11 protein-coding genes are annotated in these 13608 nt (G+C 54.0%); all 11 read right to left on the bottom strand.

All coding sequences use genetic code 11. The features are described 5' to 3' along the window. Positions 1-215: 215 nt before the first annotated feature. The 11 genes from NFS31_RS25160 to NFS31_RS25110 all read right to left on the bottom strand — a co-directional run bounded on the left by NFS31_RS25160 (position 216) and on the right by NFS31_RS25110 (position 13126). A complete protein-coding gene (locus NFS31_RS25160; RefSeq protein ID WP_251501372.1) occupies positions 216-755 on the bottom strand; it encodes a prepilin peptidase in 540 nt (179 codons plus the stop codon). A gap of 116 nt (positions 756-871) precedes the next feature. Next, on the bottom strand, positions 872-1639 hold the full coding sequence (locus tag NFS31_RS25155) for a PP2C family protein-serine/threonine phosphatase (protein ID WP_251501370.1): 768 nt from the start codon (positions 1637-1639) through the stop codon (positions 872-874). A 26-nt stretch (positions 1640-1665) separates the two neighbouring features. Next, positions 1666-3480, bottom strand: coding sequence for a DUF6382 domain-containing protein (locus tag NFS31_RS25150; protein ID WP_251501368.1), 1815 nt, complete (start codon positions 3478-3480; stop codon positions 1666-1668). 122 nt (positions 3481-3602) lie between these two features. Next, positions 3603-4229 (bottom strand): prepilin peptidase, encoded by a 627-nt coding sequence (locus NFS31_RS25145; RefSeq protein WP_251501365.1) that lies wholly within the window; start codon positions 4227-4229, stop codon positions 3603-3605. A 138-nt stretch (positions 4230-4367) separates the two neighbouring features. Then, complete coding sequence (locus NFS31_RS25140; RefSeq protein WP_251501363.1) at positions 4368-5504, bottom strand: endonuclease toxin domain-containing protein; 1137 nt, start codon at positions 5502-5504, stop codon at positions 4368-4370. 37 nt (positions 5505-5541) lie between these two features. Next, positions 5542-8124 carry a DUF5702 domain-containing protein gene (locus NFS31_RS25135; protein ID WP_251501361.1) on the bottom strand — a complete coding sequence of 861 codons (2583 nt, stop codon included), beginning with the start codon at positions 8122-8124 and terminating at the stop codon, positions 5542-5544. Between the two features lie 332 nt (positions 8125-8456). Then, complete coding sequence (locus tag NFS31_RS25130; protein WP_251501359.1) at positions 8457-9116, bottom strand: TadE family protein; 660 nt, start codon at positions 9114-9116, stop codon at positions 8457-8459. Positions 9117-9196: 80 nt separating this feature from the next. Continuing rightward, on the bottom strand, positions 9197-9385 hold the full coding sequence (locus tag NFS31_RS25125; protein ID WP_251501357.1) for a Flp1 family type IVb pilin: 189 nt from the start codon (positions 9383-9385) through the stop codon (positions 9197-9199). 398 nt (positions 9386-9783) lie between these two features. Beyond that, positions 9784-10746 carry a type II secretion system F family protein gene (locus NFS31_RS25120; protein ID WP_251501355.1) on the bottom strand — a complete coding sequence of 321 codons (963 nt, stop codon included), beginning with the start codon at positions 10744-10746 and terminating at the stop codon, positions 9784-9786. 46 nt (positions 10747-10792) lie between these two features. Beyond that, entirely contained in the window at positions 10793-11584 is a 792-nt protein-coding gene (locus NFS31_RS25115; protein ID WP_251501353.1) for a type II secretion system F family protein, read from the bottom strand. Between the two features lie 306 nt (positions 11585-11890). Beyond that, positions 11891-13126, bottom strand: coding sequence for a CpaF family protein (locus NFS31_RS25110; RefSeq protein WP_251501351.1), 1236 nt, complete (start codon positions 13124-13126; stop codon positions 11891-11893). Positions 13127-13608 lie beyond the last annotated feature (482 nt).

Genomic DNA, 13608 nt, shown 5'->3' with positions numbered 1-13608 from the left:
AAAAAAAGTGGGTGATTTTTTTGAGATAGGGGTCTGAAAGCCTTATAAAATCAAGGCTGAAGATTCCGAGAAGTTATAAGAGAGAACGGGAGGAAACGGTAACAGTTCAGACAACCTGAACTGTTACAGGAAACGGACGGCGCCGGGAGCGCCTGACGGGGAGGCTTTGGAAGGGGCGCTTTGGAGCGCGCTTTATAAATATGCTTTAAAATGCGCTAAAACAGGAGCCGCCCGCCGCTGCATACCGCGGCAAATGCGCCCCCGGCGATACAGCATCCGAAGCTGAAATACCCGTCTTCTGAGGCGGGCTGGTACATCTCAAAGCGCCTTGTATACAGGAGCCTGGAAAAATAGAGCATGACGCTGCGAATTGCCGCCCGGCCCGTTTTCCGGGAGAGCATCACAGCACACGCCGCAGCGCCGCCGATCAGGATCGAATACAATCCGCAGGCCAGGACAAAGCGCCGGCCGGCCGCGGCCCCGATCGCCATATACAGCTTGATATCGCCCGCCTTCAGCATCCCGGCCAGCCAGAGGATGCCAAACGTCAAGCCCGTAAGAAGGCCCGCCGCCGAATAGAAAAACCCTTCCGGTCCGCTTAAGGCCGCATAAAGAAGCAGAGACGCCGCCATGGAGGGAAACGTCAGCTTGTTGTAAATTTTGCGGCTGGTTACATCCGTTGCCGCGCCGCAGCACGCGATGAGGACGGCGGCGGCGCGGCCCAGCGTTTCCATTGCCGCCATATCAGGATTCATACGGCGTTTTCCCTCCTTCCTGTCGATCCCCGTTTATGCGGGGACGCCGCGGTTCCTTACCGGCAGAGCCTTCCCGGGAAGGGAAACAGCGCGGCCTTTGCCGCCCGCCTCTCCTCTTATCGCTCTGCCGCTTCCACCACTACGGCCGATACATTGTCATGCGCTTTCCCGGGCGGGATTTGACGGCGCAAAAGCGCCGCTTTCTGCTCCGCCCCGTATCCCGCAAGCCCTAACAGCTCTTCCATCCGCGCCTCTCCCAGCGGATTGTAAAGCCCGTCGCTGCACAGCAAAAATACGTCCCCGTTCCTGACGCGCCCCTTTGCCCCAAAGCTCTGCGCTTCCTCATACATGCCAAGGCACATGGTCAGGACGTTTTTCTTCGAGGATATTTTTGCCTCCTGCTCTGTGATCGCCCCTTCCCGCAAAAGCTGTGCCACAAGGGATTGATCCTGCGTCAGGCAGCGGATCCGGTTATCTCTTTGACGGTACACACGGCTGTCGCCCAGGTTCCGGATAAAGCCGCGGCTGCCTGCCAGCAGCAGTACAGACAGCGTCGTTCCGCACCGGATCTGCCTCTCCCGCCCGAAGCGGTAAACCGCGCGGTTGATTTCCCAGATCTCCTGCTCCAGAAGCTCTTCCAAATCTTCGTCGCTGTCCCGCCCTGCCAGAATCATCGGCGGCAGCTCGCGGCGCCACCACGCCTCAAAAGAGCGCGCCGTATATTCGCTTGCCCAGCCGCCGTGCCGAAGTCCCCCCATGCCGTCCGCCACCAGAAACAGGCCGCATGGGATCCCGCCGATGTTCCCGGCCCGGCACAAAATATGATCCTGGTTTTCGTTCCTCACATCCCCGGTTTCCGAGCATCCGCCATATCTGTATACCATATCTCCCGCCCTGCCTGAAGCGCGCGTTAAGGCATGGACAGCACAAACTCGCTGTCCGCCAGCCGGATCCGATCGCCGCTCCTGAGCGGATAAGGCACATTGCTGCGGATCCGCTCCGCACTCCCGTTGATATAGGTTCCGTTTTTCGAGTTTAAATCCTTTACGGAAATATGCGTCCCGTCATTGATAAACTCCGCATGGATCTTGCTCACCTTGGGGTTCATGACCTCAAAATTCACCTCTCCCCTCAGATGGCCGATCAGCGTGCTGGGCCCGTCGAGCGGCACGCGCGTCAGCATGCCGTTTTCATAGTATTCCAGAAACGGCCCCGCGATGCCCTCCGACGGATCCCAAAGCTCTGTCTCCCCGCCGTGTTCCTCCTGGCTGCCGCCTGCATATACTACCGCCGGGACAGGCGCAGGCGGCTGCGGACGCCCCTGCGCGGGCGCCCCGCTGTGGATGGAAGGCAAAGGCGCGCCGAATTCCCTGTTCTCACGGCCGGATGGTTGAACCGCCATGGGAATTTCCGGCCTTTGGGCCTCTTTTTTCCCCTTCATCCTCTCTTTTTCCGGCTTCTGCCCGCCCTTTTTTCGTTTTTCCCCGCCTGACTCCCTGTCCTTATCTTTGTTCTTCCCGTTCACATACGCTTCCCGGTATAAGACAATCTCTGTTACTGCCACTAGGATGACCGCAGCCAGAATCGGCGAAAACGCCGGCTTTCCGGTCTCCGCATCCATAAAGAATCCAAAGGAAGCCAGCCCGGCCAGCGCGACTATAACCGCCGCCTGAGGGAGCAGGAACTTCTTTCTCGCCTTTGCCGCGTCGAATTCACCGCCCGCCTCCTCCTTCGCCGCTTCCGCTTTTTTGGTTCCCTTCCTCCGTTTCCCGGCGGCCCGCCCCGCCCCTTCCTTCTCCGGAAGTGGAGGTTCACATGAAGCGGGCGTTTCCTGCCAGGACGGCCCGGGATGCGGCCGGCCTCCGGCGTTTGGGCCGGGATCCGGACGACTGTTCACAGGCTTGCCTGGAACAGGCATGCCGCCCATAGCGAGGTTCTGATAAACAGGGCCCGTTCCCATTGATTCCTGATATGCGCCGCCAATACCCCCGGGAACCTGGTATGGGGCCGGCGCGCTTTCGCAGTCCCGATACACACCCGCCGCGTCTCCCGCTCCCTGATACGCGTTTGCTGTGTTTCCCAGCCTCTGATACGCGCCCGCTGTGTCTCCCGTTTTCTGATACGCGCCCGCCACGCCTCCCGAAGCCGGGCTCTCCCTCCATTCGGAGTCGCGCGGCCCCTCTTCCTCCCGGATACACTCCGCCAGCATATCCACCGAAAACAGCGGATGGTTGAGCGTTTCCAGAAGACGCTGGACAAAATTGTCGCTGGCCATTTCGAGTTTTCCCTGTAAAATCAGATCCTTTAGAAACTCCTGCGCCCCCTTATCCTCCCCCTGTATGGGCAGATACAGAAATTCCGGGCTGCAGTCCGACGGATCCACGAAAATAAAGTCCGGATCAAATACAAACCCATCGATGGGAAGCTGATATTCCCCCGCATCCCTGGCAGCTCTCACAAGGCCGTCGATGAGATTTCGCATCTCCTGTCTCTTAAGCTTCCTGCGCCCCGTCACCTGGCCCAAGGCAATTTTAGACGAAATATCGTAGTACGCCAGGAGTTCCCCGTCCTTCATGCGCTTTGATGTGGCGAGCACATGGCTGATTCGGTTGGAGGCCAGCATCTCCAGCCGGTATCGTATCACCTCCCCCTCATCGGGAAACCCGGCTGTAAGATAGCTTATATTTCCTCTGTTTTCATATGAAATCCGCACATGCCTGTTCATACCGTTCCTCCATATATGTATATCTGTTTGATCCAAAAGCGCGCGGCGGGAATCGTCTTGGCAGCCGCCGCGTAACCGTACGCCCGGCGGCTGCGCGCAGACCTGTCCCGGCGGCTGCCGGCTCAAAGCTTTGGCGCAGCCGCATACATCAGCATCCCCGCCGCCAGAAACGGGACAAAGGGAAATTCTTCCTTTCCCCCTGTTTTCTTAAAAAGCAGCAGCCACAGACTGTAGAAAAAGGAGGCAAACAGGCCCAGCCCTGCAATCGTCACGGTATAGGGCCACCCCGCAGTGACCGCTGTCACGGCCAGAAGCTTCACATCCCCCCAGCCAATCCGCCCCTCTGAAAGGAAGGCCGCCCCCGCAAGGCAGGCGCTGAAAACCGCTCCCCCTGTAAAGATGCGCCCAAGCTCCCACGCCGGCGCTCCCGCCGCCCCATACAGCATCTGTGAGAACAGGAGGCAGAGCAGAATCTCATCCGGCACCTCCCTCCGTTTTCCGTCCACAACGGCCAGGATAAGATAGGAAAACACCAGATCCGCATACCGCAGCGCATAGACGGAAATTCCCAGTCCCCCGGCCGCAAGCCCCGCCGCCGTCCCTAAAAGGAGCGCCGCGTAAAACCGCCGTTCCAAAAACAACGGAAAAAACGAGGTTGTTTTCCCCAAAAACGCCTTCCCGGCCAGCCAGAGCCGCATCGCCGCGAGGCACCCGCAGGCCGCGAACGCGGCCCATTTCCATGTATCCATACTGTTTTATGCCTTTCTCAAAGAGCCGCCGCGGATCAGATTCCCGCGTGTGCTGCAGCAATGCTGTACCAGGAACCAACACGAAAAATCCTGCGCATTTTGCACAAAATATTTCGTGACAGCTTTTTCTGCAAAGCATCATTTCAGCTCCTTTACCACAATCGAGATATCCGGATAATCCTCTTTCACCTTCCTCACCGCCTCGTCAAAGGCGCTCCGGTCAATGTCCCGATCCTTTGTGGAGGCCGGGATATAAAGAATCAGCTCCATGCTCCGGATATCGTCCCTTTTCAGCGTCACGCCGCCGTACGTGTGATCCCGGTAATTGATCATGTCATTGCATTTTTTACGGATCGTCCCTGTGATGTTTTTCTCATCCCTGTAGCTCTCCTCCCGCAGATCCACAGACCGCTCCGCCGTTGCCCTGCCGCTGTCCCTGTCAAAGGCGGAAAAGGTCTTAAAGCCTTTGGGGAGGTTCCTCACCTCTTCCTGCTCCTGGATGGCCTCCCCCCGTTTTAAATCATTCTCCATGTCCCAGACGCTTTCCGCCTTTTTCTGCCCCGAACCGGAAGAAAACGCGTTCTTCCCGCCCATCCCCCGCACGCAGGCCCGGCTCATCACATGCATGGATGGCAGGAGGTCAATGGGCATAACGGGATCAATCGTGTAGCACACCACCAGGTCAATGGTCGTTCCGTCCTCAAAAAAGCTGGAGCTCGACAGATCAAGGCCGTCTAAGCCTCCCACGATCCGCAGCGCCTTCAGCCTCTCATCCGCGGATCCCGCCGCATCGTCAACGGCAATATAGCCTGCCATCATCGGCTTTGCCAGAAGCTCAAACGCCTTCTGGTTCAGCTCCCCGGACGCCTTTCCCAGAAGGGCCGCGCCCATATTTTTGAGGATCTCGGCCGGGCTTTTCGTCACCTCATTAAGCTGTGTCCCGATATCGAGGCTTCCGCCCTGCAGCGTCTCATACATGGAAATGACATTTCCCACATCTTTATTAAACTGCTCTGTGCGTCCCCCTGTCGCGCCTCTTATCTCCTCCCCGATCTCCCCAAGGCCCGACACCTGATAGAGGTAGGTGTACATCGACAGCTCCTTCGCCGTCTGCGCCGCCGCGTGCTGCACCAGCCCCCAGGCGTACACGATCCGTATGATGTAGAGGAGGCTGACAATGATCATGAGGAATATTGAATAGGAAATGCTGGCCTCGATGCTGAGAACGCCTTTTTGAAAGGCGCGGCGCTCCGCTTGTCTGGCGTTTGTTTTCATCGTCTTTTACAGGCTCCTTTTGCGATTCATCAAAACCTTAATAACTCTGGTAAATGGTATTCTCAAACCTCATCCTCCCGGTCAGGCCGTTTTTCCCGTATTCCGCGCCAAACGGCCCGGCGGTGCCAAAGAGATAGCGGATGGAAAGGCTGGTTCCCGCCCTTAAACAGGTAAATGCCTCTGACATCCTGAAATCAGACTGCCCCTGGCGCATGTTCATCTCAATCAGATCCGCGGCCCGCATGACGCGTTTTGTCCTTCCCTTGATGAGGAGGAGAATCAGCAGGTAGTCCTCGTAGGTGACAAAGATCCCGTCGTCCGGATCGCCATAATTGCCAACCGCCCCTTCTTCATTCAGGAACATATCAAAATCCGTCAGAAGCAGGTTATCCTTTGCCTTAAACAGCGGGATCCGGTACCCCTCCTGCACCAGGTAATGCATGTCCATATACGTTTCCGCCACGGCCCAGGCTGTCAGGAAAATCCAGAACCAGACCGGGGAGGGCACGACGACGCTTGCGAGAGCCGCCGCCCTGGAGGCTGTTTTGCAGATGCCTTTGATTGTTTCATTCCTGTAAAGGGCTATCATGTTGTTGGCCAGGCGCTCCGCCATGATGGTCGCATACACGGCGTCCTCATTTCCCCTGTCCGAATTCAGGCCGTATACAAGATACTCGATCTCCCCCCGCAGGACCGTTTTCCGATCCTTCTTGGGCTGAAAGCGGATATCCGTTTCCCCTCCCTCGCGTATGCGCCATTTCGGCATATAGACGCTTGCGCCGCCTGAGGACGTAAACTTCGGATCGCCGGTCAGGCGCGTTTTAAAGGTCCCGAATAGGTAGGACAACACCAATGCGTCGTCCCTCGCCATTTCTCCCAGATCCAAAAGGAGGCTGGAGGAAGCGCCTTTTATGGCTGACCTGGCCCCGTCTAAATTCCCTTCTCTGTAATACGACGCGCCGTCCGGCAGCGGCTCATTCTCAATTACCTGGACGTCCCCGCCCACAAGCCCGCCATACGAGGCGGCCTCAGATGCCGCGTTAAATGTTTTCGACGGGCGCGAATCATAGATACCGCCCGGGACGGTTCCCCGGCTCACGCTTTCGTTTGAAATCCTTTTATCCGCATCCGCGCCATCGTTCTCCTTTGCCTTTTGCTTGAACGTGTCGCTCTTTGTTTTTTCCTCTCCCTCTCCCAAAAGCGGAACCCGCAGGCTCAGGAAATGTTCTCTTCCGCTTACCATGGCGTCTGAACCGGGAGGGAACGCATTTTGCATATATTCGAGGCGTCTGCCGCATTCCCACCTGTATTTACCGGATCCTCTTTGGTACAGCACATCCCGCGCGTCCGTGGTGCAGGCCGATGAAAGCAGGAAATAATAGAAATATTCGATTTCTTCCTCTTCTTCATCCTCTCCCGCAGCTTTCTCCCCGTCTCCGCCGCCTTCCGAATCCTCCTGTTCCTCCATCGCTTCCAACTCCTCCTGGTATGCCTCAATGGCCTCTGTTATATCGCGCAGCAGGCGTTCCATATCTGTTTTCAGGCTCCCGTCTTCCTTAAGCTTATTCAAAAGCGGATCCTCCTCTGCCCGTTTCAGATTCGCTAAATATTTATCCCTGTATTCCGCAATCTCCTGCTCTGCATCCGCCACAAGCTCCCGTATCGTTTCGTTCCCGCTCTTTTCGCGGTTTCTCTGCACAAACTCTTCCAGGCGATCGATCGTTTTTTCTGTCTCCTTCCTCGCCGTTTCCGCCTGTTTCGCGGTGTTTTTGGCCTGCTTCACCGCCTCATGAAGCGCGTTTGCAAAATCACGCTTTATGCGGTCCAAATCGTTTGCCCGCCGCTGCTCCTCGCCTGTCATGGTTTCATCCGCGCCGGCCGCCTCGATCCGCAGCTCCTTCATACGGGCTTCAAAGCATGCAAAAACCTGCTTTTCTTTGGAAGCGATCCCTGCCATCAATGCGTTCAGCGTCTGAAGCTCCCCATTCAATTTCACAATCTCTGCTTCCGCCTTATCCTTCTCATCCACCTTCATCCGATCCTCAATGGCATCCGACGCCTCGGCGTTCTCCTGCGCCTGTTTTTTCATCTCGTTGAATTTTGAAATCAATTCCATGCGATCCGCCGCGATATAGACGCCGCGGTATTTGGCATACTCCACCATCTGATTTTCCAGAACCGCCGTGTTTGCAAGGCTGTACATCGGCGTTACCGCCGCCTCGTCCACCTGAAAATCATACAGGTTTAAGAAACTCTGGCCTTTATAGGGATTTCCAAGCCCTGCCTGGCTTTTTAGGAGCTCCCATATCCGATCCGCATAGTCCGCGTCATCTGTGATTCCGGAAGCCATCAGCGTGGCTGACAGGCTTTCTTTGTAGATTGACTCTACATCGTCCTTGTCCGCGATCGCAAAAAGGCCGTAGGTTTCTTTGAGATCCACATTGTAGGCGGCCAGCGCGCTCGCCGCCGCCAGATCCGCCGCCTCCTGCGTCATCGCCCGCGCGCTCTGCATCCGCGCCCCGTCGATCAGGACGGCGCTCAGGAGCATGGTCGGAATCAGGATGATGACCAGGAAGATTGAAACTGCGCCTTTGACGCGTCGTTTCCTGAAGAAATTCATTGGCTGTCCTCCGTTGTATGATTGCATTTGACTGTATTTTTCAGAAGGATAAGAAAGAGCGTTGGGAGGCGCAGGAAAACGTGAAGGGGCCGCCATCGTCAGGTTCCATATCCAACAGAACCCCGCTCCCGCTCGGAGAAAAGCGCAGCGGATGCTAAGCTAGAAAAGACCTCGCTAAGCGCCGGCGGTTTTCTACGGGTTCCTTATGGATACAGAACCTGACGATGGCTGCATGATCGGCTGGCCATGAAATTAAAAACATATGATCTGAATATTTAAATTCATCGCCATATATTAATATATTATTTCACATATGTAACGATAAATCTTTTCTACTCCAACCATCCAAGCACCTTATCAATTGCTCCCTTGATTGCGTTATATCCTTTTTCCACCTTGTCAAAAATCCCGACTGCCTTAGAAACATCGATCGCCAGATCCACATTTCTGACGAAATCCGGCGAATCCACCACCGCTGAAACGGCTGTGGTATCCACAGACAGGAACCTTCTCCCGCCAAGCATCTCTGACATTCCATCCACGGGCGTCTTATAATCGCTCTTGATATTGACGCGGATCTTTTTGGAAAGCACATAGTCATCCACTGTGACATAATTCCCGCTGTTCTTCACATCGCCCCTGACCACATCATAACGCCCCAGCCGCCCCGCGACATACCGGTTGACCAGGGAGCGATATTCCTCCTTCTTTCCGCCATCCACAAACGGCAGGTTCCTGTAGGGATCCCTCACCTTAAAATCCTCCAGCGTCTTCACCCCGGAAGACATATCCGATACCCGGGAAGCATACACCACAGAACCCCTCTCGGATGCCCGAACCGCCAGGCTCTGCAGGTTTACCTCCTGATAGAGCACCATGCCCATGAATAATATCAGCAGAAGGGAGAAAAAGACGGCCGGGAAAATGATGGCGGCCTCAATGGTCAGATAGCCTTTTTTGTTATTCTTCATTATATGAAATAATTCTTTCATTTTGTGGGATGTCCCTTAAAACTGCTATTGTCACTTAATAATTAGTATTTTCCTGCCCAGAAAAAAATTTAAAATAATTTTTAAGGAGCATCAGCAGACGGAGCATCCACCACAGTACCAAACACTGTACCCATAATACCTTTAGCAAATTCTACCACCTGCTTTCTGAACATCAGCGCAATACACATCAACGCCGCAATAATCATGACAATCTCCACGGTTCCCATGCCATCCTCTTCTTCATAAAACCGCTTCCACATATCCATCATTCTCATCCTCCATTCTTTTTTATATTTTAACAGCTCCAAAATAACTCACTGCTACTCTCATTCCACCTTAGTCAGAAAAACCAATCAATTAAATATATTGTTTTGAAATAATTGATTCATTAAACGTTATTTATTTTTCATAATTCGCACTGAAATTTTCACTCACCTTTTCCCCTTACCATCCGCACTCCCCAGTCCCTCCCAATGGATCCGGTCAGAGCCCATTGAAAACCGCCGGCGCTTAGCGAGGTCTTTTCGAGCTTAGCGTCCGCTGCGCTTTTCACTGAGCGAGAGCGCGGCTCTGACCGGATCCATTGGGAGGGGCGTTCCTTCCGCGAATATTACAAACCGCCCTAAAATTCGTTCCGGGTTTTCCATAATCTCCCTCATACTCCCATCTACATCCCCCCAGTCATCCCCAGCACCGCCGGCGTAGCTACAATCAACACAATCCCCAAAAACATAATCATCAGCGGAATCAACAGCTTACTATTCGCCTGCTCCCCCAACTGCCGCGCCGCATTCTTCCTCATCTCCCAGCACTCATTCCCCTGCGCCCTGAGCACAGGCGTCACCTCCGCGCCCCCGCGCCGCAGGTTCATCACAATCACAGAAACAAACTTCGTGACCTCCTTCACATGGCAGCGTCTCGCAAATTCCTCATACGCGGCCGCCTCCGCCTTGCCGGCCCGGATCTCGGCCACTGCATACCGCATCTCCTCATACAGCACATGCTCCCTCTTATTTTCATTGATAATCTTCTCCCACGCCCTGGAGATCGTCATCCCGGCATTTACAAGCAGCGTCAGCTTATTGATAAATTCCGGAAATTCCATCTGGATTGCCAGCCGCCTCTTTTCAATCTCCCCGTCCAGGCTCTTGTCCACCAGAAACGGGACGCCGGGCAGGGCGGCAGCGGCAGCCGCGTCGAGCAGCATGCCGTTTGACCCGTCTCCCTGCATCGTGAAGATCAGCCCCACTGTTGCCGCCCCCGCGCTCACGGCGAGCGCCGCGGCCATCCGGTATCCGCTGTGGATATAGGCGTAAAACGGGGCGTCCTTCCTTCCGTGCAGCTCCAGAAGCTTCTGATATACCTGATTCTTATACTTGGCCTGCGAAGCCCGCGCCGCCGCGGGCAGAATCTTTTCGCGCAGGGGCATTTCCTGAAACCACAGCCCCAGGGGAATCAGATCCTTCAGCCCGTATTCCTCTTTATCCACGTATTCCATGTATTCTTCATACCGGTTCTTGGATTTGAAATAGCAAAGCAGGAAATTTCCCGCAAACACCGCAAAACAGATAACGGCAATTACTCTCTGCGCCATCGCTGTCACGCCCTCCTCCCTGCTTAAGCCGTCCATACGGCACGAAGGTTCCTGTATCAGCGTCTCACTTTCCTTCGCACCCCTACACGCTGATCTTCATAATCTTTGACCCTACAACATAAGCGGCCCCGAAAAACAGGATTGCCACTGTCATAGCCAGCCGTCCGGCCCATTCCGTGAAAACCGGGGCCATGTAGTCTCCGGACGTCGCGGTAAAGAACACCACCATCACCACCGGAAGCACCATCAGGATCTGGAATTCAAACTTTTTTCCGGAAATCATCGTCTCTATCTCCTGCTTTGTCTCGATCTTTTCCCCGATCGCGCTGGAGGTGGAGCGCATGGTTTCCATCAGATCCCCGCCCGTGCGCTTGCAGGTGACAAATACGTCAACAAAATTGTCGATATCCTCGATATGGGCCCGCTCGGCAAACTGGCCGAACATTTCTTCCACAGTCCGGTTCATCCCCAGCCCGCGCAGGATATACTCCAGCTCTGCGATGATATCTGTTTCCGGATCCGGATAAATCACCGCCAGATCTTTAAGTGAATCACGGATCCCTGTTTCCACGGACTTACCCACAGACAGGGCCGAGGAAAGAGAGTACAGCATGTCCTTGAACTGAAGCGTCAGCATCCGTTTGCGCCTGTCAATGATCTGCGCCGTCCGTATCTTCGGAAACCGGAACCCAAACAGCGACAGCAGCGCGCACATAATCAGGCTGTGATAAAATACATATCCGATTGCCGCAAGCACAGCCATGGCAAATACAATTGTGAGCGCCCGTTCCCGTTTTCCCATGAAATATTGATCATAATCCGTAAGCCCGTCCTCCCTGGGCAGAACAGCCTCTGTTTTCTTTTTCCCAAACATTCTTATTCCTCCCTCTGCCATGGGAACGCTTCATATTACGTTTATTATAACATCTCCCCGATTTTTGTCAACTATAATTATCTTCAATGATTATTTATATTTAACCATCCATCACCTGTCCTCATAAATCAGAAGCAGATGAATACAGCCTTCTCGTCTGTTTGGGAAGCATAGTTCCTCTGCGTGCGTTTCAAACACAAAGAGCATGTTTAGAGCATGCTCCGGGGGATCTGCGCATAAAAAAAGCAGCGTTCCTGTTTTCCTATAATTTAGGATACAGAAGCGCCGCTCCGGCCCATCTATTTTCTATACTTGATCTGACAGCCCTGCCATCCGGAATTTAAACGTATTCACCATCGGGCGGTCCGTGCGCACCAGATTTCCGATCACACGCCTATTCGCGTCCTCGCCCTGCTCCACAAAGCGGTACAGGGGATTCAGGCAGATCTGCCCGTTTTCATAGCCTGTAACCTCTGTGATCTCAAAGGTACGCCTCGACTTGTCGCGCAGCCTCGTAAGCTGAATGATAATATCCACCGCTGATGCAATCTGCTGCCGGATCGCCTCGATCGGGATACTGTTTCCGGACAGTACCATAGTTTCCAGGCGGCTCAGCATGTCCTTTGTGGAATTTGAGTGTCCGGTCGAGAGCGAACCGTCATGGCCTGTATTCATGGCCTGGAGCATATCCAGCGCTTCCGGCCCCCTGACCTCTCCCACCACGATCCGCTCCGGGCGCATGCGCAGGGACGATTTGATCAGATCCCGTATCGTCACCTCGCCCTTTCCCTCCATATTGGCATTGCGCGTCTCTAAGCGCACCAGATTCGCAACCCCCTTAATCTGGAGCTCCGCCGAATCCTCGATCGTAATTACGCGCTCATCCTTGGGAATAAAATTAGAAAGCGCATTGAGAAATGTCGTCTTTCCGGAGCCTGTGCCGCCGCTGATGAAAATATTGTACTTTGCCCGCACCATCCGCTCCAGAACCTCCGCCGCCTCCGGCGTCAGGGAACCGTAGCGTATCAGGCGTTCCATGGTCATGGGATCTTCCGGGAACTTGCGGATCGTCACCGTCGGCCCGTCCAGGGCAATGGGCGGAAGCACCACATTCACACGAGAGCCGTCCAAAAGCCTGGCGTCCACGATTGGATTTGCCTCATTCACGGTCCGGTTCACCCTGGAAACAATATTTAAAATGACATTTTCCAGCCTTTCATTTGTCTCAAAACTCACCTTTTTTTGGTAAAGCCGTCCGTCCTGCTCCACAAACACATGATGAGGCCCGTTGATCATGATCTCCGTAATGCTTGGATCATCCACCAGAGGCTGCAGCACATCCAGGCCGCGCATGGAGTTAAATACGCCCTCAATCGCCAGCTTTTTCTCAGAAAGCGTCATCCTCTGCCCGGCGGATTCATTCTGTACGATCTGGAAAATCACCTCACGGATCTCATCGTCTGAAACATTTCTCGTCAAATCCAGCCGCCCGGCCACTTCTTCCCGCACACGGCGAATATAATCCTGCGGATCGTCTCTCATCTCTCCATCTCCTCTTCCCTTTCACCGGGCCGTCCCGCCTGCGTCTGGCCACATACAATCGAAAACCGGCGCGGCCGGGGGGTTATGAGTCAGGCGTTTTGTTTTATCTCTGCTGCCAAACCATACCCCTCTACGGCCCCCTCCAACTGCTGTTAATGTTCAGCATCAAATTTATTATAGCATTTTTCTGATTTTTGTCAATTTATATTAATCATTTAAGATGTTTTAAATGTACATTATGATGATACGAATATCAAACGCTTTTTACTCGTGAATTAATGCAACGCTGTTTGCTCAACAAAATTTTAGTTAGTTCGTAACAACACTTTATTTGGCACCATTCATTATGAAATAACCTACATTTTGTTCCAAAAATCCACACTATTTACCTCAGCAGGCTTTTTTTGAATATTCTTGTGCGATGAAATCGCACTTCCGGAAATCTGGAAATCAGATGACCGGAAGGCGGAAATCATCTAATG

Origin of the sequence: Otoolea muris (genome assembly GCF_943193115.1) — a bacterium.
In the GTDB taxonomy this organism is placed as follows: domain Bacteria; phylum Bacillota; class Clostridia; order Lachnospirales; family Lachnospiraceae; genus Otoolea; species Otoolea muris.
Note: the sequence above shows the minus strand (reverse complement) of the source record. Positions and strands in the feature narration are given on the sequence as shown.